The 24,239-nt window shown below is 68.0% G+C and carries 22 protein-coding genes; 17 read left to right on the forward strand and 5 right to left on the reverse strand.

Features of this window, described 5'->3' with window-relative positions; genetic code table 11:
* Positions 1 to 8: 8 nt before the first annotated feature.
* Positions 9 to 752 carry a PIG-L family deacetylase gene (locus tag AB0M24_RS10655; protein ID WP_363763994.1) on the forward strand — a complete coding sequence of 248 codons (744 nt, stop codon included), beginning with the start codon at positions 9 to 11 and terminating at the stop codon, positions 750 to 752.
* 59 nt (positions 753 to 811) lie between these two features.
* Here AB0M24_RS10655 and AB0M24_RS10660 read toward each other — a convergent pair whose 3' ends face one another.
* Together AB0M24_RS10660 and AB0M24_RS10665 are read right to left on the reverse strand one after the other, a co-directional pair.
* Positions 812 to 1,429, reverse strand: a complete 618-nt coding sequence (locus AB0M24_RS10660) for an LPXTG cell wall anchor domain-containing protein (RefSeq protein ID WP_363763997.1) — start codon at positions 1,427 to 1,429, stop codon at positions 812 to 814.
* Between the two features lie 132 nt (positions 1,430 to 1,561).
* Positions 1,562 to 4,420: an AAA domain-containing protein gene (locus AB0M24_RS10665; protein ID WP_363764000.1), complete on the reverse strand. Its 2,859-nt coding sequence runs from the start codon at positions 4,418 to 4,420 to the stop codon at positions 1,562 to 1,564.
* A 57-nt stretch (positions 4,421 to 4,477) separates the two neighbouring features.
* Between AB0M24_RS10665 and AB0M24_RS10670 the strand changes: the two genes are divergently transcribed.
* From AB0M24_RS10670 to AB0M24_RS10680, 3 genes are read left to right on the forward strand one after another with little or no spacing between them, the layout of a single operon-like run.
* Complete coding sequence (locus AB0M24_RS10670; RefSeq protein ID WP_363764003.1) at positions 4,478 to 5,164, forward strand: heparin lyase I family protein; 687 nt, start codon at positions 4,478 to 4,480, stop codon at positions 5,162 to 5,164.
* 30 nt (positions 5,165 to 5,194) lie between these two features.
* Complete coding sequence (locus tag AB0M24_RS10675) at positions 5,195 to 5,404, forward strand: hypothetical protein (protein ID WP_363764006.1); 210 nt, start codon at positions 5,195 to 5,197, stop codon at positions 5,402 to 5,404.
* 38 nt (positions 5,405 to 5,442) lie between these two features.
* Complete coding sequence (locus AB0M24_RS10680; protein ID WP_363764008.1) at positions 5,443 to 5,700, forward strand: hypothetical protein; 258 nt, start codon at positions 5,443 to 5,445, stop codon at positions 5,698 to 5,700.
* Here AB0M24_RS10680 and AB0M24_RS10685 read toward each other — a convergent pair.
* Both AB0M24_RS10685 and AB0M24_RS10690 read right to left on the reverse strand, forming a co-directional pair.
* Positions 5,697 to 6,359: a Ku protein gene (locus tag AB0M24_RS10685; protein ID WP_363764011.1), complete on the reverse strand. Its 663-nt coding sequence runs from the start codon at positions 6,357 to 6,359 to the stop codon at positions 5,697 to 5,699. The genes AB0M24_RS10680 and AB0M24_RS10685 overlap by 4 nt on opposite strands.
* 133 nt (positions 6,360 to 6,492) lie before the next feature.
* Positions 6,493 to 7,878: an SDR family NAD(P)-dependent oxidoreductase gene (locus AB0M24_RS10690; RefSeq protein ID WP_363764014.1), complete on the reverse strand. Its 1,386-nt coding sequence runs from the start codon at positions 7,876 to 7,878 to the stop codon at positions 6,493 to 6,495.
* A gap of 36 nt (positions 7,879 to 7,914) precedes the next feature.
* Here AB0M24_RS10690 and AB0M24_RS10695 point away from each other — a divergent pair, with 36 nt between their 5' ends.
* Genes AB0M24_RS10695 through AB0M24_RS10705 form a run of 3 tightly spaced genes read left to right on the forward strand, consistent with a single transcriptional unit; the run spans position 7,915 to position 10,361 of the window.
* Entirely contained in the window at positions 7,915 to 8,607 is a 693-nt protein-coding gene (locus AB0M24_RS10695) for a haloacid dehalogenase-like hydrolase (RefSeq protein ID WP_363764017.1), read from the forward strand.
* A gap of 54 nt (positions 8,608 to 8,661) precedes the next feature.
* Positions 8,662 to 9,864, forward strand: coding sequence for a hypothetical protein (locus AB0M24_RS10700; protein ID WP_363764019.1), 1,203 nt, complete (start codon positions 8,662 to 8,664; stop codon positions 9,862 to 9,864).
* Positions 9,861 to 10,361: an SLATT domain-containing protein gene (locus AB0M24_RS10705; RefSeq protein ID WP_363764022.1), complete on the forward strand. Its 501-nt coding sequence runs from the start codon at positions 9,861 to 9,863 to the stop codon at positions 10,359 to 10,361. Before AB0M24_RS10700 ends, AB0M24_RS10705 begins: the two co-directional genes overlap by 4 nt.
* Before the next feature lie 290 nt (positions 10,362 to 10,651).
* Here the strand turns inward: AB0M24_RS10705 and AB0M24_RS10710 are convergent, their stop codons facing one another.
* On the reverse strand, positions 10,652 to 11,335 hold the full coding sequence (locus tag AB0M24_RS10710; protein ID WP_363764025.1) for a DUF2306 domain-containing protein: 684 nt from the start codon (positions 11,333 to 11,335) through the stop codon (positions 10,652 to 10,654).
* Positions 11,336 to 11,426: 91 nt separating this feature from the next.
* On the opposite strand from AB0M24_RS10710, the gene AB0M24_RS10715 reads away from it, so the two are divergent.
* From AB0M24_RS10715 to AB0M24_RS10760, 10 genes are all read left to right on the forward strand, one after another.
* On the forward strand, positions 11,427 to 11,642 hold the full coding sequence (locus tag AB0M24_RS10715; protein WP_363764028.1) for an RNA-binding S4 domain-containing protein: 216 nt from the start codon (positions 11,427 to 11,429) through the stop codon (positions 11,640 to 11,642).
* 366 nt (positions 11,643 to 12,008) lie between these two features.
* Complete coding sequence (locus AB0M24_RS10720; RefSeq protein ID WP_363764031.1) at positions 12,009 to 13,502, forward strand: sugar transferase; 1,494 nt, start codon at positions 12,009 to 12,011, stop codon at positions 13,500 to 13,502.
* Between the two features lie 14 nt (positions 13,503 to 13,516).
* Positions 13,517 to 14,539: a Gfo/Idh/MocA family oxidoreductase gene (locus AB0M24_RS10725; protein ID WP_363764034.1), complete on the forward strand. Its 1,023-nt coding sequence runs from the start codon at positions 13,517 to 13,519 to the stop codon at positions 14,537 to 14,539.
* On the forward strand, positions 14,540 to 15,514 hold the full coding sequence (locus tag AB0M24_RS10730) for an NAD-dependent epimerase/dehydratase family protein (protein WP_363764037.1): 975 nt from the start codon (positions 14,540 to 14,542) through the stop codon (positions 15,512 to 15,514).
* Between the two features lie 19 nt (positions 15,515 to 15,533).
* Positions 15,534 to 16,742 carry a DegT/DnrJ/EryC1/StrS family aminotransferase gene (locus tag AB0M24_RS10735; RefSeq protein ID WP_363764040.1) on the forward strand — a complete coding sequence of 403 codons (1,209 nt, stop codon included), beginning with the start codon at positions 15,534 to 15,536 and terminating at the stop codon, positions 16,740 to 16,742.
* The gene (locus AB0M24_RS10740; RefSeq protein ID WP_363764043.1) at positions 16,739 to 17,392 is read left to right on the forward strand and encodes an acetyltransferase; all 654 of its coding nucleotides are present in this window, start codon (positions 16,739 to 16,741) and stop codon (positions 17,390 to 17,392) included. The genes AB0M24_RS10735 and AB0M24_RS10740 overlap by 4 nt, the downstream gene beginning before the upstream one ends.
* 16 nt (positions 17,393 to 17,408) lie before the next feature.
* Positions 17,409 to 18,509, forward strand: coding sequence for a DegT/DnrJ/EryC1/StrS family aminotransferase (locus tag AB0M24_RS10745; RefSeq protein WP_363764046.1), 1,101 nt, complete (start codon positions 17,409 to 17,411; stop codon positions 18,507 to 18,509).
* Positions 18,506 to 19,090, forward strand: a complete 585-nt coding sequence (locus AB0M24_RS10750) for an acyltransferase (protein ID WP_363764049.1) — start codon at positions 18,506 to 18,508, stop codon at positions 19,088 to 19,090. Before AB0M24_RS10745 ends, AB0M24_RS10750 begins: the two co-directional genes overlap by 4 nt.
* Before the next feature lie 31 nt (positions 19,091 to 19,121).
* Entirely contained in the window at positions 19,122 to 19,979 is an 858-nt protein-coding gene (locus tag AB0M24_RS10755) for a hypothetical protein (protein WP_363764052.1), read from the forward strand.
* Positions 19,980 to 20,261: 282 nt separating this feature from the next.
* Positions 20,262 to 24,239, forward strand: coding sequence for a DUF4082 domain-containing protein (locus AB0M24_RS10760; protein ID WP_363764055.1), 3,978 nt, complete (start codon positions 20,262 to 20,264; stop codon positions 24,237 to 24,239).

Here is a 24,239-nt window from a genome sequence, read left to right on the forward strand (position 1 = left end):
TCGCGGACATGGCCACACTGGTGACGTTCCACGCGCATCCCGACGACGAGTGCATCGTCACGGGCGGCGTGATGCGCAAGGCGTTCGAGGAGGGACACCGGGTCGTGCTCGTCGTCGCGACCCGCGGCGAGGCCGGTGAGATCCCGGACTTCCTGGAGGAGGGCGAAGAGCTCTGGCAACGACGGGTCCTCGAGACCCACGCGGCGGCCGACCTGCTGGGCGTGGCGCGCGTGGAGTTCCTGGGATACCTGGACTCCGGGATGATGGGCGACGCGCTGAACACGCGTCCCGGCTCGTTCTGGACCGCGGACGTCGAGGAGGCGGCGCAGAAGCTCGCCGCTCTGCTGGCGGAGGAAGAAGCTTCCGCGTTGACCGTGTACGACAGCTTCGGCGGCTACGGCCACCCGGACCACATCCAGGTGCACCGGGTGGGCATGCGCGCGGCGGAGATCGCGGGAACGCCGGTGTACCAGGCGATGGTGAAGGAGTCGGAGTTCCGGGAAGCCATGCGGCGGGCCGGGATGGAGGTACCGTCCGAAATGGACGGTGCCGTGCCGGAGTCGGAGATCACAGCCGGCGTCGAGGTGTCGAAGTACCTGGGCGTGAAGCGGGCGGCGATGCGCGCGCACGCGTCGCAGATCCCCGAGGAGTCGTTCTTCCTGACGTTGGACGACGAGACGTTCGCCCTGCCGTTCGGCACCGAGTGGTTCATCCACGACGGTTCCGGACCCGCGACTCCTTTGGGCCTGTAGCAACGGAAAGCGGGGGCGATCCTGTTCGGACCGCCCCCGCTTTCGTTGCTTCAGCTAGTTCACGCGCTGCGGCGGCGGCGCAGGAACAGCAGGGTGCCGGCACCGGCGCCCACGAGACCCAGACCCGAGAGCAGCAGCCACATCGGGGACGCACCGGTCGCCGCGAGCGGCGGTTCCGGCGTGCTGCCACCCGGAGCCGGTGGCGTCACGGAAGACGAGGGCGCTTCCGTCGTGGTCTGCACCGGAGGCTTGGTGGGCTCGGAGGGCTTCGTCGACTCGCTCGGCGGCGTCGTGACGCACTTCTTGACCGTGTGCGTCTTCGAGTAGTCGTAGTTCTTGCCACCCGGCTTGGTGTCGCTCGCCTTCACCTCGATGGTGAAGGTGTGGTCGATGGTGCCATCAGCCTCGAACGTCTTCGGCTTCCACTTGCCATCGACCTTGACGCCGTAGTTCTCGCTGAACTTCTCGTCGACGAGGACCGTCTCGCCGTCCTTGATCAGCACGGTGTTCTTGTTGCCACCCGCGTACTGGGTGAGCAGCACGCTCAGCACAGCCTTGTCCTTGACGCAGTCCGCTGACGACACCGGGGTGTGCGCGCTGGCCGGAGCAGCCATCGCCAACGTGGCCAGTGCCGCGGTGGCCGTCACCGCGAGTGCGCCGAGAACTCTACTTGCCAACGGATTTCTCCTGCTCTGGTTGGTGCGAGGCGGATCGAGCACATTCAGATCCTTGATCACCCGACCGGGTGAACCGCGCCACGCTAGCAACACAGAGCGCTCAGAAGGTCACCGTATGACAACGGAGAGGTGTCACCACGGAAAGGTCCTCATGTTTTCTGTTAGGCCGACGAACCCCGCGACCAGTCGAAGCTGTTCGACACCGCGCACATCGGCGTTCAGCAGGCGGGGCGAGCAGATCATCACGGCGAGCGTCTGGGCACGGGAGAGTGCCACGTTCATTCTGTTACGTGACAAAAGAAAGTCCAGGCCACGCGGAAGGTCCACGGTGGACGACGACGTCATGGACATGATGACCGCGGGTGCCTCCTGACCCTGGAAGCGGTCCACAGTGCCCACTCGAGTTTCGTCGAATCCCGCATCGACAAGGCGTTTCCGGATGATCCTGACCTGCAGGTTGTAGGGCGCGACGACGAGCACGTCCGCACACGTAAGTTCGCGCGTCTGGCCATTGTCAGTCCACGTACGACCGACTATGCGCCGCACGGTGTCGACCACGGCGTCGGCCTCCTCGGTCGACGACGTGATGTTGTGACGGTGATCGACCTCGCGCAGGTAGATGCCCGGCTCGACGCCCTCAATGCTCCGGTTATGGGCAGTTTCGTGCGAATGGAGCAGTCCCGCGTACGAAAGCTCCGACACCGGCTTGCACACGGCCGGGTGCATCCGCCGCGTCTCGGCCAGAAAATAGCCCAAATGGTCAGGGATGACGTCCGCGTCGCCGAGCAGGTGGCCGAGCGCGGAGGCGTCACTGCCCGGCGGGTGCACGCCCTGAACGACCTGCGGCAGCTGCTGCGGATCTCCCAGCAGCACGAGGTTCTTCGCGGCGGTGGCCACGGCGACAGCATCGGCGAGCGCGAACTGCCCGGCCTCGTCGATGATCATCACGTCGAACGGCTGGGCCTTGATCACGGCGTTGGAGAACGTCCACGCGGTGCCGCCGACGAGGTGTCCTCCGGGGTGCTCCTCACGCCACCGGGCCAGCGCGCCGTTGTCCTTCGGCTGGTCCCACGGCAGTCCTTCTTCCGGCTTTCCCTTGGGGCGCTTGGCCATCGGGATGCTCGGGTCCGCACTGGACAGCACGTTCTCGACGGCTTTGTGCGACGTTGATGTCACCGCGACCGTTTTGCCTTGGTCGATCAGGTGCTTCACGAGCTTGGTCGCGAGGTACGTCTTGCCGGCGCCGGGCGGTCCCTGCACGGCGAGCGTGCCGCCGTCGAGCTGGTCGACGGCCTTGATCACGGCCTGCACGACGTCCGGGTGCTGCGGCAGCGGTCCTGGCGGCGTGCGCAGCATCAGGTCGATGCCGGGGTTGCGGGGGAGCAGCGGCAACAGATGCACGGCCTGCTCGGCGAGTTCCGCGACCGCCTCGTCCTTGGGTGACGCCGGAACCGGGCTGCCGGGCAGGACCGCGATCGGCAGTTCGGCGTGCTCCTGAGAGTTGCTTTCGGTGACGACGAGCTCGTACGGGTTGTCGTCCGACACCACCGCGTTGCGCGTGACGTTGCCGGGATACAGCAGCCTGACCTGCTCGTCCTTGCCGAACGGGTGCGGCCGCTCGGGGTCGATCCGCGCGTGCACCTGCCGCTTGTGCGTGCGAATCCGGCCGCTCGGCGGCACCCAGTCGTCGGCTTTCAACGTGATCGGCACCGCGCAGTTGGAGTCGGTCTCCAGGTCGGAGATCGGCGCGCTGGCCTGCCGGAAGAAGTCACCCCACGCGGGACTTGCCTCGCGCCGGTGATAACCGACGGTCGCCGCGAACAACGAGTGCCCCTCGGCGATCAACGGCTCGGTCAGCGCCGCCATCCTGCGCGCTCGTTCCGCGGCCTTCTCCAACGCGGCCTCGTCGCGCTCCTCTCTCACCGCGGTCTCGACACCGTTCTCGCGCTTGATCTTCTCCAGCAGATCCCGCACGCCCCGCGTCGGAATCTCGTCCTGCACCAATGGTTTCAGCGCCTGCAACGTGTACTCGCGCGTCGACATCCGGAGTGTTCGCCGAGTGAGCGCGCCGAGATCGACGCAGCGCCGCTCGAGTTCGTCCACTTCGGACTCTTTGGTCGCGGTGAGCGCTGCGCGTGCGTGCAGATCGTGCGGCGTGAAGTGATAAACCGTGCCCACCGGCGTGCGGTCGACGAACTCCGCGAACGTCCCTTCCCAGCCGGGCGTGCGGAACGTGTCGCCGTCGACCTCCAGGAAAACGTCGTCCTCCTGCGGCTCCGGCAGGTGCTGCAACGCTTCCGGCGCAACGACCTCGTAACTGGTGACGCCCGTCCGTTCCTGCTGCACCTGCAACCGCGCCTGCGCGGTCAACGCCGTGAAGCTGGCGGGGGAGAGGGTCGCGGGCCGCTCCTCGGTCGCTGCGAGCGCGTCGATGGTTTCAATGCCGGCCGAAACCAGCTTCCTGCGTTGATCGGCCCTGAGCCCGGCGACGAGCGACAGGTCACGAGCCTCCTCGCGCCCCGACGCGCAATGCCGGGCGAAGCGGCACCCGTTGCACGCGGCCCTGACATCGCCCCACGACCGCGTCGGCGCAGGTCCGGGCTTCGCGAGCCGCGTCTTGAGCCTCTCCAGCAACGGCACGAAGTCGGCGATCCGAAACGTCGCGCGCTTGCCGTCGACGAGCAGGTGCGCGCGCTCGGCCCCGATGGCCTGCGCCGCCGCGGTCAGGCTGAGGATGGCGAACGGCGTGGCTTCGTCGGCACAGGGCTCGTAACCGCCGGAAGTGAGCACCAAAGTCGGCACCGAGCAGTGGAAGACGCCGTCGAAGAAGACCGCGTGCTCGACGACCTCGGCCCCGGAGCGCATCTCGGCAGCTGTGAGGGCTGCCTGCGCCTCGACGTCGGTGGCGTCGCCGTCTCTTTCGCTTCGCCCCAGGTAGCTGCGGTGCTCGCACTCGAGCAGGTCGACGAGGTCGGACGGGCTGGCGAGCATGGACAGTGATGCTAGTGTCCGATCCCGCCGCCGCCTGACACCCGTGGAAGGCGTTTCATGCTCCCCCTGCTGATGGCGGCACTGCTCGTGGCTCCCCCTCCCGGCGTCGACTTCCAGAACGAAGGCACGCTGAACGGCTGGGACTACCACTACACCCAGAAGGACGGCGTCATCCGCGACGTCACGAACGTGAAGTACAAGGGGTCGACGGCCATCGAGGCCAAGCAGACCTACATCGGCGAGACCGGTGGCTACCACTCGGAGACCATCGACCGCGGCGCCCAGTCGGTCGACCAGGACCGGTACTACGGGCAGGCGATCATGCTTCCGGCGAACTGGCAGTACCACAACCAGAACGTCACCTTCCAGCAGTGGTCACCCGAAGATCCCGAGGGGCCGTGGCTGCTGATGTTCGTGCAGAACGACGAGATCCGGTTCGGCGGCTCCGGCGGCATCTCCGGGACAGCCGGCAAGATCAAGCGCGGCGAGTGGACCCGGATCGTGACCCGGTTCAAGCTGGCTCGTGACGTCGGCAAGTTCGAGGTGTGGATCAACGGCGTCCGCGTCGTCTCGCGCACGCAGACTGTGCTTCCCAAGACCTCCAAGACGATGCGGTGGTCGTCCGGCATCTACTGCACGGCGTGGCGCACCGGGAAGCCCGCGGGGCAGTCGACGCTGTCGATCTACCACGACCACCACCGCGTCGCGACGAGCTACGGGTTGGCGGAGCCTGCCAACTGGTAGTCGACCAGCTGCAGCAAGGCTTCCTGGTCGATGTCAGGCTTGCAGTACCGACCTGAACACGGCAGGAGCTGGTCGTACCCCGTTCCGCGGCTGTCGACCCTGTTGAGCACGGTTCCCGCCGGCAAGTACGGCGGGACCGTGCGGCTGAACGCGCCGACTCTGAAGGGACACGAGGGCGACCTGCTCGCCCTGTTCAGCGAGGTGATGCTAGGGCTGAACGACCGCAGCTGCCCGGACTGATCCCGTGGGCCGCCTTCCTGCACCCCAGGGCCGGTACGTTGTTCTGGCTGGCCGACCAGGGGGATCCGCCCGAGTGGCCCGTGGTTGCCTGGGGCGCGGACGGCAGCTGGGAGCAGTACGACGACGGGGCGGTCGCGTTCCTGGTCGCTCTGGTGCGAGGCACACTGCCGAGCAAGCTCCTCGCGCCCAGGAAGGTAGGCGTCGCACGAGAGCGTTCGCGAACTCGCAGAGCTGGCTGGTCCTCTGTGGAGACCGCATGGGACGGGGTGCAGGCGAAGCTGGGCTTCGACAGCTAGACGTTGGCCTCGACGAGCTGCAGCAAGGCCTCGTGCCGCATATTCGGGTAGTCGTGCGGCTTGAACGGCCGAGTCTGTGCCCGCACCAACGCCGCGGCGGCGGCAAGTTCGCCCGTGCGGACCTCGGTGTCGCGGTGCAGGAACGCGAAATGCGGTTCGCGGACCTCGTCGGGCCACAGCAACGTGTGCAGGACGAGCACGCCGTGCTGTGGCCTGATCGCGGCGAGGGTTTCCTTGCCGCGCAGGCCGAACTTCACGATGGCGGCGGTCTTGGTGCGTTCCAACGTCTCCCGCAGCAGCACGTACGAGCGGACCGAGAGCTCGTCCGGGTCCATGTAGTAGCTGCGGTGCAAGGCGATCGGGTCGAGGTCGCTGACCGGCGCGAACTGCTGGACGTCGATCACGCCGTCCTCGGGTGCCGGTAGTGAGCGCGGGTCGATCTGCACGATTCGGCCGTCGTCGAGTTCGTAGCCTCGGCCGATGTCGTCCGGGGTGAGCCGGAGCGAGCACTCGCCGCACACCTGCTGGTGCCGGACTCGGCCGCTGTCCTCGCGGTGCACCAGGTGCACCCTGCCGCGGTGTTCCGTGGATGCGGACACCAGCCGCACCGCCATGGTCGTCATGCCGAACCGAAGTGCTCCCCGCCACACAGTTCTCATGACAAATGGGTACGTCAAAGCCAGGCACAGTTCACTCAGGGCGTGACGAAAGGGCTCGTTCGGGTGCGCCCGACGGGTACCTCGGACACGTGCGTCGCCAGGCCTCGTTAGAGGAGGTGCGCCTGTGGGGGAATTACCAGGAAGACGGGGCGTAGTCCTTCAGGAAGCAGCCGTAGAGGTCCTCGCCCGCCTCGCCGCGCACGATCGGGTCGTACACGCGGGCGGCGCCGTCGACCAGGTCGAGCGGTGCGTGGAAGCCCTCGTCGGCCAGGCGCATCTTCAACGGGTGCGGGCGCTCGTCGGTGATCCAGCCCGTGTCGACGGCGGTCATCAGGATGCCGTCGGCCTGCAGCATCTCCTCGGCGCTGGTGCGCGTCAGCATGTTCAGCGCGGCCTTGGCCATGTTCGTGTGCGGGTGCCCGGAACCCTTGTAGGCGCGGGAGAACTGACCCTCCATTGCGGACACGTTCACCACGTACTTGCGCCTGGCAGCGCTCTTGGCCATCGAGGCGCGCAGCCGCGAGATGAGCAGGAACGGCGCGGTCGAGTTGCACAGCTGCACTTCCAGCAGCTCCACGGGATCGACCTCGTCGACGTTCTGGATCCACGAGTTCGTCGACGCCAGATCCGGCACGAGGCCGCCCGCGTCGATGTCCTTGGAGCCCGCCATCAACGCCAGCGTCGTCACCGAGTGCGCCTCGGGGACGGCCGTGCCGGGCAGGGCCAGCTGGCCGTGGCCGCCGAACGAGATCAGCTCCGGCCGGCGAGCGTCGCCGGTCAACGCCTCGTGCTCGGCGGAGGCGAGCGGCGCGTAGGCACCAGCCGACCGCCGCACGGTCTGCGCGGCGTTGTTGATGAGCACGTCCAGAGGGCCGTGCAGCGCCACCTCGTCGGCCAGCGCGAGGACCTGGGCCGGGTCGCGCAGGTCGATGCCCACGATCTTGAGCCGGTCGATCCAGTCGGCGGAGTCCGGCATCGAGGCGAACCGGCGGGCCGCGTCCTTGGGGAAGCGCGTGGTGATCGTGGTGTGCGCGCCGTCCCGCAGCAGCCGCAGCGCGATGTACATGCCGATCTTCGCGCGGCCACCGGTCAGCAGCGCGTTGCGGCCGGTCAGGTCGGTGCGGGCGTCGCGCTTGCTGTGGTTGAAGGCGGCGCAGTCAGGGCAGAGGTTGTGGTAGAAGGCGTCTACCTCGACGAACCGCTTGCGGCACGTGTAGCAGGACCGCGCGCGCAGCAGCGTGCCGGCGGTGGCGCCAGTGGCCGTCGACACCAGCGGCAGGCCCTGGGTCTCGTCGTCGATGCGGTCCGGCGAACCGGTGGCGGTCAGCGCGGTGACGGCCCGGTCGTTGGCCACGATGGCGGCCTTGCGCTCGGACTTACGGAACTTCTTCGCGGCCTTGAAGATCTTCGCGGTGGCCCGGCGGACGCGCACCGCGTCGGCGTGCTCGGCGGGCAGGTCCTCGACCTGGGCAAGCACGCGCAGGCAGACTTCCAGCTCTGCGGGGTCGATCGAGGTCATGAGCAGGCATTTTACGGGTTGAGGGGTGGTGGTCCGGTGACCGGGCCCGAACTGCTGGTGCTGTGGGACATCGACGGCACGCTGCTGGCCGGCCGCGGCTTCGGCAAGATGATGTACCGCGAGGCGTTCCGGACCGCGTTCGGCAGGGAGCTCAAAAGCCCTGTCGACCTCGGCGGACGCACCGAGCTGGACGTCATCGCCGAGATCCTCCACCGGCACGACATCGAGCACACGGAGGAGACGTCCCAGAAGCTCGCCGACGCCCTCGCCAACTCCTTCGAAAGCCGGCGAGCGGACTTCCCGGACCACAGCGACCTGCTGCCGGGTGCGCTCCAGGCTGTCCAGCACTTCGCGGACGACCCGCGGGTGCACCAGGGAGTGCTGACGGCGAACCTCAAGAGCGTCGCCAGGATCAAGCTGGAGGAGTTCGGGCTCGCACACCTCGTGGACTGGGACACGAGCGCGTTCGGCGATGACCACGTGGACCGCGCCGAGTTGGTCACGTTCGCGCGGAAGCGCGCGCAGCACATCAGTGAGTTCACATCTGACCGAGTGGTGTTGATCGGGGACACACCACACGACGTCCGGGCCGCGCAAGTGGCCGGTGTGCGGGTGGTGGCCGTCGCCACAGGACGCAACAGCAAGGAAGACCTGCGCAGAGCAGGGGCGACGACCGTCCTGGGTGACCTGACCGACACGGCCGCCCTCACCCGCGCCGTCACCGGGTGAGACGGGACTGAACGGCTCTGGTCTGGCATCGATCACGGCGTTATGGTGCGCGGCATGCCCACTGCAGGCGGCCCGACAGTCAAACGGCTGTCCCAGCCGGACGCCGACATCAAACCGAAAGCCCTCGGCCTGCCCCGAGGCCGGACGGTGATCTCGGTCTTCGGCTCCACACAAGACATCGAGACGGATCTCGCCGCGAAGTTGTTGCCGGTGCTCAGATCCGTCGTGGTCACCGCGGCGCGCCACGGCGCGGTGTTCGTCACCGAAGGCACGGACAGAGGCGTGGTCCACTTGCTGGGCATGGCTTTGCAGGCGTGCGAGCAGCGCTGGCCCGTGGTGGTCGGCGTCGCGCCCAGCAGCAAGGTGCACGACCTCACCGAAACCTCCACCAACGGCCAGGTCTCGCTGGAACCCAACCACAGCGTCGCCGTCATCGTCCCCGGTTCGGAGTGGACGGACGCCACACCGGTGCTGTTCAAGACCATCGAGGCGGTTCGGCACAAGAAGCCGGTGGTCGCTCTCGTCGTCGGAGGCGAGAACGACAAGGAGGTCGTCGACCACCTCAGCGCGGACAACGCGCTGCTGGTGCTCGCCGGCACGGGTGGCCTCGCGGACCGCATCGCGACCGGTGACCTGACCGGCGACCTCGCGGTGCTCGTGCGCAGCGGCAAGATCTTCATCGTCCACGTCGACGAGGGCGCGGGGAAGACCGTCACCGCGCTGGAACGGTTGCTGGGCAAGGAGAAGCCCGTCAAGCCGCCGAAGATCTGGCCCAAGGTCCGCTACAGGAACCAGGAACCGCGGCCTCTCGTCGACCCCGGTTTCGTCGTCGCGTACCCGATGCTCGCGGACGCCATCCACGACGCGAACAAGGTTGTCGCGCCGACGTTCCAGGAGCTCGACGCGGAAGCCGACGTCGAGCAGAACCGCTACCGGCTGATGGCGGTGCTGGCGATCGGAGGCGGGCTCACCACCACGGTGTTCGGCGCGCTGCAGACGTGGCTCAAGGACACGCCGTGGCCCGGAGTTCTGGTGGTCGCGGGCGGCGCGTTCGCGGCGGCCATCACGATCGTGGCGCGCAAGCGGGAGTCGCTCGACAAGTACCTCGCGGCTCGTTACCGCGCGGAACGGTTGCGGGCGCTGTACTTCGCGCACCTCGCGGCCCCCGCGCCGAGCACGGAGGAGGAACGCCAGGACAAGGTGGCGGACCTGGAAGCCGCGGTCAGCGACCGCAAGCACGAGGTGGTCAGGACATGACCGCGTCGACCGATGAGGAACGCCAGGACACAGGCGCGAAGCCGGAGAAGACGGGCGGTGGACGTCCGAGAGGTGCGGTCATGAGCGACAAGCAGCGCCAGGCCCAGTTCGTCGAGGCCTACCTCCGCCACCGGTTCCAGGACCGGTTGGACCACTTCGAACGCGGCCGGAAGCGGTACTCCGCGGCTCGCACGTGGACGGTCGCGATCGCCGCGGCGCTCTTCATCGCCGCGGCAGCCGCGGCAGCGGTGGGGATGGCGGACGGGCCGCGCAGAGCGTTGTGGGGCTTCGCGGCGACCACGCTCGCGGCTCTCGCGACGGCCGTTTCGCTCTACGAGGCCACGTTCGGCTTCCGGCGGCTCGCACGGGAAAACGCCACTACTTCTGTTGCGCTGCAACGGCTCGCGGTGGACGGTCCCACGCCGGACGATGTGGACGATGAAAGGCTCGTTGCATTTGTGACCGAAGTGGAGTCGGTGCTGCGGTACGGACGGTGAAGCCAATTCCTGGCAACAAACGATCAACTTTGCTGCCAGGAAAACGCTTTCGAAGGTTTGCGAAGCGGTTAACGCGCTGTGGGTGGCTGATTACGGAAAGCACTAGATCTGGTGTTTCGGTCACCCCCGAGTCATGATGACCACATCCCCCGATGCGGAAGCAGGCACGACATGACTTGGGCGCGTCCCGCGATCGCCGAGCCCGAAACCGGCACCTTCGCCGAGGCAAAGGCTCTGGAAAAGGAGCACAGCACGATTCAGAACAGCAAGGCGGCACGCACCGTGGCCTGTCACGCCACGGACGCGCTCGACTGCGCTGACCTGCTCGAAATGCTGGGCCTCAACGCTGCGGAGGGCAAGGTCCGGGCATAGCCCCTGGACTGGATCCACCACTCGGCCACCAGCAGGTTCACCACGAACGCGAGCCAGTTCGCCGTGGCGAAGATGACGAGCCCGTCCCCCTCGGGCATCAGTGAGCCGAGCAGCAGGCCCCACAACCGGCCGGTCACGGCGGCACCGGTCAAGGCGAAACCGCGGATCATCCAGATGCGGTGTTCGCCGAACTGGCGCCGCCGTGCCGTTCGAAGGCCGTACACCGCGCTGATGAACCACAGCACGGACAGCACTGTCAGCGGCGCCGATGCGGCCAGGCCGTTCAGTGACAACTGAGCGCACACAATGCCCAGCAGTGACGACGGCAGCACGCCGGCGAAGTAGACGCGCCCGAGCACTCGATGCACGCGCGGATGCCTGGCGCGCAGACGCGGCCAGAACTGCGAGACACCCGCCAGGATCGCGACCGTTCCGGTGAAGATGTGCGCGACCAGCAGGCCGTAGTGGACCGGACCGTGCAAGTCCGGCCGCGCCTGTGACATGTCCAGTGTTATGTACGCCGAAGCGGCGAAGATCGTTATCGCGACGACGACCACACCGGACACCGCCAACCAGGCGACGTAACCCCAGGAAGTTTTCATAAATGTAAGGCTGTCAACGACTTCACCCGAACGCGCTGGGGAAGGCACCCGAGCAAGCGGTGGGGTGCGCCCTACTGGGATGATGTGGCTCATGCGGACGGTGGAGATCTCCGAAGAGCCGATCAGGCTAGGGCAGTTCCTCAAGCTGGCGGCACTGGCCGAGGACGGCGCGCACGCCAAAGAGCTCATCGAGGACGGGGAAGTCCACGTCAACGGCGCTGTGGAGCTGCGACGTGGAGCACAGTTGCGCGAAGGGGACGTCGTGGTCGTCGAACGCGAAGAGGTGCGTGTTTCCGTTCGGCGGTAACACATTGCTCCATTCAGCGGTAAGTGCATGCATAAGCGCAGACGATCAGACTAGGGCCTGAAGGCCTGTTCTGAACGATTCCCGTGTGGCATACGTATCCTTAATGTCCCTTGTGGACACGCGGAATCGTCTTGCGGGCTCACGGTTTCAAGACGGTGAGACGCGCGTCACGTCCGATATTCGGGCACTGGAGAAACTTTTTTCCACAGCCTGTAACGCGGATGCCTGGCAGGGCGAATCACCGGTTGCGAGCTTCGGCCGCTGAGCCTGAAAGAAGCGTTGCCGAAGAACGAAGTTCCAGGGTCCTCGGGGTGACCTGCGCATGTGCACGTCCGGAATCGCCGCTGAGCCGGGGAGATCAGAACGATGAGTGAGCAGGTCCGCGCTGCCCGTGACGTCGATGGGCTGCGCTCCACGCTCAATCCGCTGTCCGAACACAGACAGACGCACCCACCTGTCGCCCGTTGGGAAAGCCGCTACCGCTATGCCGTGATCACCGCCGACGTGCTGACCATTGCCCTGGTCGTCGTCGCCGTCGGTGCCGTCATGAGCATGCGTCACGCCGCCTTCGGCCCGCTTTCCCTTGCCCTGCTGGACATACTCACAGTAGTTGTCGTCGTCGGTTCGCTCGCGATCAACCGCGTGTGGACGCCGACCGTGCTCGGTCAGGGGGCCGAGGAGTTCCGAAGACTGGGCCGGGGCTTGTTCGGTGCCGTCGTGGCGCTCGGTCTCGGAGCGCTCGCGGTCGACATCCCCGGCGCCCGACTGTGGGTCTTCGTCGTAGTTCCCGCGATCGCTCTGGTCGCGTTCCCCATGCGCTACGCCCTGCGCCGCCCGCTGCACCGCGGCCGCAAGGAAGGGCGCTTCCTGCTCTCCGTCCTCGCCGCCGGCAACCTGGACACGGTCGAGGACCTCATCCGCCGCACCAAGAGCGTCGCCCACCTCGGCTGGCGCGTGGACGCGATCTGCACGATCGACGGCCGCGGCCGCTCCGGCACGGACGTCGACGGCGTGCCCGTCGTCGGCCAGCTGCGCGAGCTCGCCGAGCACGTCCGGCGTGGCGGCTACCGCATCGTCGCGGTCACACCCGACGCCTACTGGACGCCCCGCCGGCTCCAGCAGCTCGCCTGGGCCCTCGAGGGTTCGGGCGCCGAAATGGTTGTTTCGCCCGGTCTGATGGAAGTCGCCGGCCCTCGCCTGCACATGAGCGCCGTCCTGGGCATGCCGCTGCTGCGCGTGAGCGAACCGGCACTGAGCGGATTCCGCCGTCTGGTCAAGGACGTCGTCGACCGCGTCGGCGCGTTCCTGCTGCTGATCCTGCTGGCACCGCTGATGTTCGCGGTCGCCGCGTTCGTGATGATCGACAGCCGCGGTCCCGTCTTCTACCGCCAGAAGCGGGTCGGCAAGGGCGGCCAGCCCTTCACGATCATCAAGTTCCGCACCATGGTCACGAACGCCGACGCGTTGCGCACCAGGCTCGCCGCGGCCAACGAGGGCCACGGGTTGCTCTTCAAGATGAAGAAGGACCCGCGCATCACCAAGGTCGGCACGTTCCTGCGCCGCTACTCGATCGACGAGCTGCCCCAGCTGTTCAACGTCCTCGCGGGCACGATGTCGCTCGTCGGACCCCGCCCGCCGCTGCCGGAGGAGACCGCGAAGTACTCCTCGGACGTGCGGCGCCGCCTGCTCGTCAAGCCGGGACTCACCGGGTTGTGGCAGGTCAGCGGGCGCAGCGACCTCTCATGGGAGGAGTCGGTGCGGCTCGACCTGCGCTACGTCGAGGACTGGTCGCTCGCTCTCGACGCCGTGATCCTGTGGAAGACCTTCCGCGCCGTCTTCGGCGGCCACGGGGCCTACTGATGGAGACCCACGAAGTGATTGGCATTGCTGTCATTGGCGCCGGGTACTGGGGACCGAACCTGGTCCGCAACGCCCAGGCCACGCCCCAGTTGAAGTTGCGCTACCTGTGCGACCTCGACGTCGACAAGGCCCGCCGCGTGCTCGGTGAGTACTCGACCGTGCGCGCCACGGCGTCGCTGGACGAGGTGCTCGCCGACCCCGAGGTGCACGCGGTCGCGATCGCGACCCCCGCCGCCACCCACCTGCCCGTCGCACTGGCGGCGCTGGAGGCCGGCAAGCACGTCCTCGTCGAGAAGCCGCTCGCCGCGAACCTGGAGGACGGCCTCAAGCTCGTCGAGGCCGCCGAGTCCCGCGGTCTCACGCTGATGCTCGACCACACCTTCGCCTACACCTCGGCCGTGCAGCACCTGCGCGGCATGATCCGCGGCGGAGACCTCGGCGAGATCCAGTACATCGACTCGGTACGCATCAACCTCGGTCTGGTGCAGCCGGACGTCGACGTGCTGTGGGATCTGGCCCCGCACGACCTGTCGATCTTCGAGGCGATCCTGCCGGACGACGTCACCCCGGTGGAGGTCGCGGCGCACGGCGCGGACCCGATCGGCGCCGGTGTCGCGTGCGTCGGCCACCTCACGGTGAAGCTCTCGAACGGCGCGATCACGCACGTCCACGTGAACTGGCTGTCGCCGACGAAGATTCGCACGATGGTCATCGGTGGTTCGCAGCGCACGGTCGTGTGGGACGACAACAATCCGGCGCAGCGACTGTCCATTTACGACCGCGGCGTCGACCGTTCCGAGGAACAGCAGAAGATCTCCTACCGCACCGGCGACATGGTCGCGCCGGCGCTGGTGGAACGCGAGGCGCTGCGCACGATGATGGCCGAGTTCGCCGCGTCCATCACGGAGAAGCGTCCGCCTCTCACCGATGGTCGCGCCGGACTGCGCGTACTGGCCGTACTGGAAGCCGCATCGGAGTCGCTGCGGACCGGCGGTGTGTTCGTTCCCGTTCACCAAGTTGAAGGCAGGGTTGGGTAAATGACGGCACAACCGATCAGTGGCCAGCGTGCGCTCGTCACGGGCGGCGCGGGCACAATCGGGTCGTCCGTGGTCGACCAGCTCGTCGAGGCTGGTGCTTCCGAAGTCATCGTGCTCGACAACTTCGTGCGTGGCCGCCGGGAGAACCTGAAGGGCGCGCTGGAGTCCGGTGTCGTCAAGATCGTCGACGGCGACATCAACGACAAGTCGCTGGTGCGCGAGCTGACCGAGGGCCAGGACCTCGTCTTCCACCTCGCCGCCATCCGCATCACCCAGTGCGCCGAGGAACCGCGGCTCGCGCTGGAGTGCCTGGTCGACGGCACGTTCACGGTCATCGAGGCCGCCGCGGCCGCCGGCGTGAAGAAGGTCATCGCGTCGTCGTCCGCGTCGGTGTACGGACTCGCGGAGTCGTTCCCCACCAACGAACGCCACCACCCGTACAACAACGACACCTTCTACGGCGCCGCGAAGGCGTTCAACGAAGGCATGCTGCGCAGCTTCAAGGCGATGCACGACCTGGACTACGTGGCGCTGCGGTACTTCAACGTGTACGGCCCGCGGATGGACGTCCACGGTCTGTACACCGAAGTTCTGATCCGCTGGATGGAACGCATCGTCGACGGCAAGTCCCCGCTGATCTTCGGTGACGGTGCGCAGACGATGGACTTCGTGCACGTGCACGACATCGCCCGCGCGAACATCCTCGCCGCCAAGGCACCGGTGACGGACGTGGTCTACAACATCGCGTCCTCCAAGGAGACCTCGCTCAAGGAGCTCGCCCTCGCGCTCCTTGCCGCGATGGACTCGGACCTGCCGCTGGAGCACGGTCCAGAGCGCAAGGTCAACGGCGTCACGCGCCGGCTGGCCGACATCAGCGCCGCGGCCACGGATCTGGGCTGGAAGCCCGAGATCGAGATGGACGGCGGCCTGCGCGACCTCGTCCAGTGGTGGCGCGCCGAGAAGCAGAACGCCTGACCGCTCACCAGCCGCGGCAGTGGCACCACCGACACCCCCAGGTCGGTCCGGCGCCACTGCCGCACCCACAGATCGAGGTACCACAGTGATTCCGGTTATGCGGCCGTTGCTCGGTGAGGAAGAGGCACTGGCGGCGGCAGAGGCCGTGCGTTCGGGTTGGGTGGCGCAGGGGCCTCGCGTCCGGCAGTTCGAGGAGGCTTTCGCGGCCTCCGTCGGCGCACAGCACGGTGTGGCGGTGTCGTCGTGCACCACGGGTTTGCATCTCGCCGTCCACCTGCTCGGCGCCGGTCCCGGTGACGAGGTCGTCGTTCCGTCGCTGTCGTTCATCGCGACCGCGAACTCCGTCCGCTACACCGGTGCCACCCCCGTCTTCGCCGATGTCGACGCGCTGACCGGCAACCTGTCCGCGGCCACGGTGGCGCCGGTGCTGACCGAGCGCACGCGCGCCGTGATGGTCGTGCACCAGGCAGGTGTGCCCGCGGACGTCGACGAGATCAAGGCGCTGTGCGAGCCGCGCGGCATCGTGGTGATCGAGGACGCCGCGTGCGCGGCCGGCTCGACCTACAAGGGCAAGCCCGTCGGCACGGACGCTGTGCTCGCGGCGTGGTCGTTCCACCCGCGCAAGCTCCTCACCACCGGTGAGGGCGGCATGGTCACCACCGACGACGCGGACTGGGCGGTGCGGCTGCGGAGGTTGCGCGAGCACGGGATGAGCGTGTCCGCTGCGGATCGGCACCACGGCGGGTCCGCGGTCATCGAGCAGTACCTGGAGACCGCGTTCAACTACCGGATGACCGACATCCAGGCCGCTGTCGGCCTGGTGCAGTTGTCCAAACTGGACACGATCATCGCGCGCCGCCGCGAGCTGGCCGCGCGCTACCACGAGCTGCTCGCCGGTGTTCCCGGCGTGACGGCGGTCCGGGACCCCGAGCACGGCACGACGAACTACCAGTCGTTCTGGGTCTGGCTGCCGGAGGACGGGCCCGACCGCACGAACGTTCTGTCGGGACTCGCCGAACGCGGCGTCTCCGCCCGCCGGGGAATCATGGCGTCGCACCTCGAACCCGCGTACGAGGGCCACCCCACCGCGCCGCTGCCGGTGACGGAAGCGTTCACCGCCAGGACGCTGATCCTCCCGCTGTTCCACGACATGACCACGTCCGAACAGGACCAGGTCGTCGAAGCACTCGCCGAGACCCTCGACCGGGTGGAGGTGACCGCGCCTTGACCCTGTTGCTGGTAGGTGCCGGAGGTCTCGCACGCGAGGTGCTCGCGGCGATCCGCGCCGCGGGACGTCCCGACCCGATCGGTCTGCTCGACGACCGGCCCGCCCTGGCCGGGTCCGAAGTGGACGGTGTACCCGTGCTCGGCGGCAGCGACCTCGTGCACGAGCACACCGGCGCGCAGGTCGTCGTGTGCGTGGCGAACGCACGCCGTCCGGCCGGACGGCGTGACGTGGTGCGCCGGCTCGGACTTCCTCCCGAGCGCTATGCCGCGGTGGTGCACCCGAACGCGTCGATCGCGCCCGGAGTGGAGATCGGTGAGGGCACGGTGCTGCTGGCCGGTGTCGTCATCACCGCCCCGCAGCGCGTCGGCGCGCACGTCGTCGCGATGCCGCACGTGTTGCTGACGCACGACGACGTCGTCGGCGACTTCGTGACCATGGCCGGCCGCGCCACGCTCGCCGGAGCCGTCGAGGTCGGCGAGTCCGCCTACCTCGGCTCCGGTTGTCTCGTCCGGGAAGGCGTGCGGATCGGTGCCGAGGCCGTGATCGGCATGGGCGCCACCGTGCTCGACGACGTTCCCGCAGGGGAGACCTGGGTCGGTCTCCCCGCCCGCAAACTCACCTCGCCCGCCGTGCGGCTCGAGGCTCTGTGATCCGGAGGCTTTTCCCGTGAACAACCCCGTTCCCCTCGTCGACCTCGCGGCCCAGCACGCACAGGTCGCGGACGAAGTCGCGGAGGGCTGGGCGGCGGTGCTCGAGCGCACCGCCTTCGTCGGCGGTCCGCAGGTCGCCGCGTTCGAGCAGGAGTTCGCCGGCTACGTCGGTGTGCCGCACTGCGTGGGCGTCGGCAACGGCACCGACGCGATCGAGCTCGCCCTGCGCGCGCTCGGCGTCGGCCCCGGCGACGAATGCGTGGTGCCCGCCAACACGTTCATCGCCACCGCGGAAGCCGTGGCGCGGACCGGTGCGACGCCGGTGCTCGTCGACTGCGTGGAGGACACCGCGCTCATCGACGTCGCCGCGATTCCGTCCGTGATCACCAGGAACACCGCCGCGATCATCCCCGTGCACCTGTACGGCCAGGCCGCGCAGATCGAGCAGATCCGCGAGCTCACCAACCTCCCGATCGTCGAGGACGCGGCGCAGTCGCAGGGCGCGCGCCGCAACGGCATCACCACGGGCGCGCTCGGCGACATCGCCGCGACGAGCTTCTACCCGGGCAAGAACCTCGGTGCCTACGGCGACGGCGGTGCCGTCCTCACCCGCAATCCCCAGCTGGCCGAGAAAGTGCGCCTGCTCGGCGCGCACGGCTCGCCGAGCAAGTACGTGCACACCGAGATCGGCTTCAACAGCAGGCTCGACACGCTGCAGGCCGTCGTCCTGTCGGCGAAGCTGCGCAGGCTCGAGGCGTGGAACGAGGCCCGCCGGGTCGCCGCCCAGCGCTACGACAAGCTGCTGCAGGAGATCCCCGGCGTCGTCACGCCGGTGGTGGCGCAGGGCAACGAACCCGTGTGGCACCTGTACGTGATCCGCGTGCCCCACCGCGACGAGGTGCTGAAGAAGCTGCACGAGCAGGGCATCGGCGCCGGCGTGCACTACCCGACGCCGGTCCACCTCACCGGCGCGTTCGGCCATCTGGCGCAGTCAGGCGCGTTCCCGGTCGCGGAGAAGCTGGGCGGCGAGATCCTGTCGCTGCCGCTGTTCCCGGAGATCACCGAGGAACAGCAGCACCGCGTGGTCGACGCACTCGGCAAGGCGGTGGGCGCATGAGCGTCTTCGTGCACCCCAAGGGCTTGTGCGAGAGCGACCAGGTGGGCGACGGCACGCGGGTGTGGGCGTTCGCGCACGTGCTGCCCGGCGCGCGGATCGGCGAGGACTGCAACATCTGCGACGGCGCGTTCGTCGAGGACGGCGCAGTGCTCGGTGACCGCGTCACGGTGAAGAACGGCACGCTGGTGTTCTCCGGTGTCGTGTGTGAGGACGAGGTCTTCCTCGGGCCGAACATGCTGTTCACCAACGACCTGCGGCCGCGCGCCGCGATCCGCAAAGGACCGGAGGCGCTGCTGCCGACCACGGTCCGGCGCGGTGCGACGCTGGGGGCGGGCGCGGTCGTGGTGTGCGGCACGGAGATCGGTGAGTACGCCTTCGTGGCCGCCGGCGCGGTCGTGACCAAGGACGTTCCCGCGCACGCGTTCGTGGCGGGAAACCCGGCCAGGCACAAGGGATGGGCGTGTGTCTGCGGGGAGAAGCTGACCGCCGAACTGTCCTGCCCGGACTGTGGCGCGGTCTACGAGGAGTCACCCTCGCGAGACGGACTGCGAGTGGTGGAGAAGGAATCGGTGGGGCGCTGAACAGAATCCGCACGATGCCGGAGGAGAACAGATGATTCGGCGAATGCTTGTGACGGCTTCGGCCGTACTGCTGATCGGTGGGAGCCTCGCGGCGCCCGCGCAGGCTGAGGAACCCGAGGTCGAGGTGACGTCGTCGGTGACGACAGCCCGGCCGGGTGAGAGCGTGACGGTGACGGTCAAGCTCACCAACATCCACGGGTTCTCCGTTCTGCAACCACGTGCGCGGTTGTTCAGCACACCGAGGGCGCTGGCGGACTACGCCACTCTCGTGAGCTGTACGGGAGCGGCGAGCTGCACCGCCGTGAACGACGGCAACGGCAACCCGATCGGGTACCAGGGCGCGCTGGCCGAGGCGTTGGGTGGCTTCCAGACCGCCACCGTGACGTTCACGCTCGCGCTCAAGACCGACGCGGTCGGTGGCGTCGAAACACTGCGGGGCGAGCTTTTCGGCTCGAACTACGCCACCCCGTTGATCGACGGCCCGCAGTTGACCGTGCACACCGAGTCCGACCTTTCCGTGAATCTGACGGGAACCCCTCGTTTCGGTCTTTTGGTCCCGCGCGTCGACTTCGCGGTCGACATCCGCAACCACGGCCCGAACAAGGTGCTGAACGGAACTGTGACGGCCACGTTGCCGCCGGGAGTCTCCGCGACTTCCTCGGACTGCACCGTGTCCGGAAACCAGGTCAGCTGCCCGGTGACGAACCTGGCACCCGGTGCGGGCAAGACGGTCACGTACGCCACGCCGCTGCGGCTGCTGAACATCGGTCTGCCGTACAAGTTCCAGGCCGCGCGCACCGCGACCGACCCGACCGACGTCAACGCCGCTAACGACAAGTCGTCGGTCGAGTGCACCGTGGTGACCGCGATCCTGGTTAGCTGCCGTTAACTGATCGCTGAAAGTCAGCACGATGTGACGCACAGAATATTCGGCGCCGCCCGGACCGTTCCTGGTCAGGGCGGCGCCGAATTGTTGTACCGATGAACGGAAATACCTGTAACGAAGCCGCGGAGCCGTCCGAAGTTGCAAGTGGAGAGTCGCTTCCGGACGCGGGGAGAGTGTCCGGCGGTCGACGGCGGTGAAGTTTCTGTGAGAACCCAAGCCTGGGGACGTTGTTAGGAGAGGCAGACAGAGATGCCCTTGTTCGGTCCCAGGAGACGCCTGAGGTCAGTGGGCGCTCGCTTGACCGTCGCGGCGGTGTTCGCCGCGACGGTCGTTGTTCCGCCACTGGTGCTGGCACCGGCCGCGCAGGCCGCGCCGTGCGACGCACCCGTGCAGAACAAGGTTGCGTGCGAGAACACCAAGCCCGGCACACCGAACTGGTCGCTGAACGCGCTCGACGACAGCATCGTCGGGTACACCACCGACATCAGCGCCCAGCCCGGTGAGCAGGTGCAGTTCAAGGTCAAGACCGACGCCCCCTCGTACCGGATCGACATCTACCGCCTCGGGTACTACGGAGGCGCGGGCGCCCGGCTCGTCGGCACGGTGAACCGCAGCACCCCGCAGAGCCAGCCGGCGAACTGCCTCACCGAGGCCGCGACCGCGCTGGTCGACTGCGGCAACTGGGCCGTGTCGGCCACCTGGAACGTGCCGTCGGACGCCGTGTCCGGCCTTTACTACGCGGTGCTGCACCGCAACGACACGGGTGGCGAGAACGAGATCGCGTTCGTCATCCGCGACGACAGCAGCCACGCGAAGATCTTCTTCCAGACCTCCGACGCGACCTGGCAGGCCTACAACCGCTACGGCGGCAACAGCCTCTACTACGGCACCGGCCCCGGCGACGCGGGCTCGGCGTACAAGGTCAGCTACAACCGGCCGATCCAGAACACCGGCGACGAGAACTTCATCTTCAACGCCGAAGTGCCGATGCTGAAGTTCCTCGAGGCCAACGGTTACGACGTCAGCTACACGACCAACGCGGACACCGCGCGGCGTGGCAACCTGATCACGAACCACCAGGTGTTCATGGCCGTCGGCCACGACGAGTACTGGTCGAGCGAGCAGCGCACCGCGGTCGAGAACGCTCGCGCGGCAGGTGTGCACCTCGCGTTCATGACCGGCAACGAGATCTTCTGGAAGCACCGCTGGGCGCCGAGCCTCGGCAGCAGCCCCGTCGACTGGCGCACCGTCGTCACCTACAAGGAGACCAAGGCCAACGCCAAGATCGACCCGAGTCCTGAGTGGACGGGCACCTGGCGCGACCCGCGGTTCAGCCCGCCGTCCAACGGCGGCCGTCCGGAGAACGCCCTGCTCGGCCAGATCTTCACGGTCAACGGCCGCCGCGACGACTCGCTGAACGTGCCCGCCGCGTACGGCAAGATGCGGCTGTGGCGGGACACCCCGCTCGCGACGATGTCGTCCGGCAGCTACGCGTTCCGCCCCGGCACCCTCGGGTACGAGTGGGACTCCGTGGAGGACAACGGCTTCCAGCCTCCCGGCGTGGCGCAGCTCTCGCGCACCACGGTGACCATGGAGGGCCAGTACATCCTCCAGAACTACGGTGACCTCTACGCGGGTGGCACCAAGACGCACGCGCTCACGCTGTACCGCGCGGCATCCGGCTCGCTCGTGTTCGCCGCCGGCACCGTGCAGTGGGCGTGGGGCCTGGAGGACGAGCACGCCTTCCAGACCGACACGCCGACCTCGGACGTCCGGATCAAGCAGGCGACCGTGAACCTGCTGGCGGACATGGGTGTCCAGCCCGCGACGCTGCAGGCAGGGCTCCAGATCGCGAGCGCGAGCACCGACACCTCGCCGCCGTCCGTCGCCATCGGCACCACCGCGTCGCCGGTCGTCGGCACGGGCTACACGTTCTCCGGCACCGTCGTCGACTCCTCCGGCAAGGTCGCGGGCGTCGAGGTGTCCGTGGACAACGGCACCACCTGGAAGGCCGCGAACTGGCAGGCCGGATCGCTGTCGTGGAACTACACGTTCGTGCCGTCCGCGACGGGCGACAAGGTGCTCAAGGTCCGCGCGGTCGACGACTCGGCGAACCTGTCCGCTGTCGTCAACCGCACCGTCACCGTCGTCGCACGGGACTGCCCGTGCACGATCTGGCCCGACAACGCCGTTCCGGCTCAGCCGTCGACGAACGACTCGGGCGCGATCGAGCTCGGCGTGAAGTTCCAGTCCAGCGTGAACGGCTACGTGCGCGGCGTCCGCTTCTACAAGGGCACGGGCAACACCGGCACGCACACCGGTTCGCTGTGGTCGACGAACGGCACGCGACTGGCCACTGGCACGTTCACCGGTGAGTCGGCCACGGGCTGGCAGACGCTGACGTTCCCGACGGCCGTGCAGATCAACGCGAACACGACGTACATCGCGTCCTACTTCGCGCCGAACGGCCACTACGCGGGCGATCCCGACTACTTCGCGAACTCGGCCACCGGTCTGGAACCGCTGTCCGCGCCGCAGGGTGTGGCGGGCAACCCGAACGGTGTCTACCGCGGTGGTTCGACGGGCTTCCCAGCGGACAGCTACCGCAGCTCGAACTACTGGGTCGACCCGATCTTCGCGCTCGACCCCGGTCCGGACACCAGGGCGCCGGGAGCGACCGCGACCACGCCGCTGGACGGGCAGGGCAGCGTCGCGCTGACGCCGGCCGTCAGCATCACCTACGACGAGCCGATCACGCCCAGCTCCGCGCAGATCACCGTGAACGGCCCCAACGGTGGCGTGTCCGGCTCGATCGCGGTGGCCTCCGACGGGTTGAAGGCGACCTTCACCCCGAACCAGCCGCTGGCGGCGGGCACCACGTTCGACGTGTCCGCGCGGGCCAGCGACCTGTCCGGCAACATGCCGAACCCGACCACCTGGTCGTTCACGACCGGTAACCCGCGGCCCGCCGCGTGTCCGTGCACGGTGTGGGACGACTTCTACGCCCCGGCCGTCAACGCGGTGAACGACACCGCCGCCGTCGAGCTGGGCACGAAGGTGCGCTTCGACGGCCGCGGCCAGGTGCTGGGTGTCCGCTTCTACAAGGGATTCGGCAACTCCGGCACGCACACCGGTTCGCTGTGGTCGGCGTCCGGCCAGCGTCTCGCGACCGGCACGTTCGTCGGTGAGTCGACGAGCGGCTGGCAGACGCTGACGTTCAGCTCGCCCGTCGAGGTGCAGGCGAACACGACCTACGTCGTGTCGTACTACGCCCCGAACGGCCGGTACTCCGCGACCGGCAGCGCCTTCAGCTCCAGCCACGACTACGGATCGCTGCATGCGCTTCGGTCCGGTGTGGACGGTGGCAACGGCGTCTACCGGTACGGCTCCGGCGGTGGTTTCCCGACCAACACCTACAACGGCACCAACTACTTCGTGGACGTGATCTGGCGCAACGGTGCGAACGGCGACAGCACGCCGCCGACCGTGACCAACCGGACTCCCGCCCCCGGTGCCACCGGTGTCGCGGCGAACACCACGGTCAGCACGACGTTCAACGAGCCGATCGACCTGTCCTCCGTGCAGTTCGCGTTGTCGGATCCCGGCCTCGCGAAGATCGGTGGAACGGTCGCGCTGTCCGGTGACGGCAAGACGGTGACGTGGACGTCCGACGGGCCACTCGCCCCCGGCACGACGTACGCGGCCGACATGCGGGCCTCGGACGTCAACGGCAACGCGATGACGACCCCGTCGACGTGGTCGTTCACGACGAACACGACGGCCACCTGTCCGTGCTCGCTGTTCAGCCCGGCGACGGTGCCCACGGTGACGTCGGCGAACGACAACAACGCCTACGAACTCGGCATCCGGTTCAGCAGCTCGGTGAACGGGCAGGTGACCGGGGTCAGGTTCTACAAGGGCACGGGCAACACCGGCACGCACACCGGTTCGCTGTGGGCGGCCAACGGGACTCAGCTGGCGACCGGCACGTTCGTCAACGAGACCGCCACCGGATGGCAGACGCTGGTCTTCAGCTCACCTGTCACCATTACGGCGGGACAGACGTACGTGGCGTCGTACACGACGACCGTCGGCAGGTACGCGGCGGACAGCGGGTACTTCCAGCGGACGGCGGTGAACAGCGCGCCGCTCTCGGCCGCCGCGTCGCCCAACGGAGTGTTCCGCTCCGGTAGCGGGTTCCCCGGAGACACCTTCGGTGGAGCGAACTACTGGGTGGACGTGGTGTTCGCCCCCGGGAGTTGA

The sequence above is a fragment of the Lentzea sp. NPDC051838 genome (genome assembly GCF_040681245.1).
Taxonomy (GTDB): domain Bacteria; phylum Actinomycetota; class Actinomycetes; order Mycobacteriales; family Pseudonocardiaceae; genus Lentzea.

Bases quoted from the DNA above. Each gene is read 5' to 3' on its own strand.
- AB0M24_RS10655 (WP_363763994.1), top strand. From the start codon at position 9: ATGGCCACACTGGTGACGTTCCACGCGCATCCCGACGACGAGTGCATC.
- AB0M24_RS10665 (WP_363764000.1), bottom strand. From the start codon at position 4,420: ATGCTCGCCAGCCCGTCCGACCTCGTCGACCTGCTCGAGTGCGAGCAC.
- AB0M24_RS10670 (WP_363764003.1), top strand. From the start codon at position 4,478: ATGCTCCCCCTGCTGATGGCGGCACTGCTCGTGGCTCCCCCTCCCGGC.
- AB0M24_RS10675 (WP_363764006.1), top strand. From the start codon at position 5,195: ATGTCAGGCTTGCAGTACCGACCTGAACACGGCAGGAGCTGGTCGTAC.
- AB0M24_RS10685 (WP_363764011.1), bottom strand. From the start codon at position 6,359: ATGAGAACTGTGTGGCGGGGAGCACTTCGGTTCGGCATGACGACCATG.
- AB0M24_RS10690 (WP_363764014.1), bottom strand. From the start codon at position 7,878: ATGACCTCGATCGACCCCGCAGAGCTGGAAGTCTGCCTGCGCGTGCTT.
- AB0M24_RS10700 (WP_363764019.1), top strand. From the start codon at position 8,662: ATGCCCACTGCAGGCGGCCCGACAGTCAAACGGCTGTCCCAGCCGGAC.
- AB0M24_RS10705 (WP_363764022.1), top strand. From the start codon at position 9,861: ATGACCGCGTCGACCGATGAGGAACGCCAGGACACAGGCGCGAAGCCG.
- AB0M24_RS10710 (WP_363764025.1), bottom strand. From the start codon at position 11,335: ATGAAAACTTCCTGGGGTTACGTCGCCTGGTTGGCGGTGTCCGGTGTG.
- AB0M24_RS10715 (WP_363764028.1), top strand. From the start codon at position 11,427: ATGCGGACGGTGGAGATCTCCGAAGAGCCGATCAGGCTAGGGCAGTTC.
- AB0M24_RS10720 (WP_363764031.1), top strand. From the start codon at position 12,009: ATGAGTGAGCAGGTCCGCGCTGCCCGTGACGTCGATGGGCTGCGCTCC.
- AB0M24_RS10730 (WP_363764037.1), top strand. From the start codon at position 14,540: ATGACGGCACAACCGATCAGTGGCCAGCGTGCGCTCGTCACGGGCGGC.
- AB0M24_RS10750 (WP_363764049.1), top strand. From the start codon at position 18,506: ATGAGCGTCTTCGTGCACCCCAAGGGCTTGTGCGAGAGCGACCAGGTG.
- AB0M24_RS10755 (WP_363764052.1), top strand. From the start codon at position 19,122: ATGATTCGGCGAATGCTTGTGACGGCTTCGGCCGTACTGCTGATCGGT.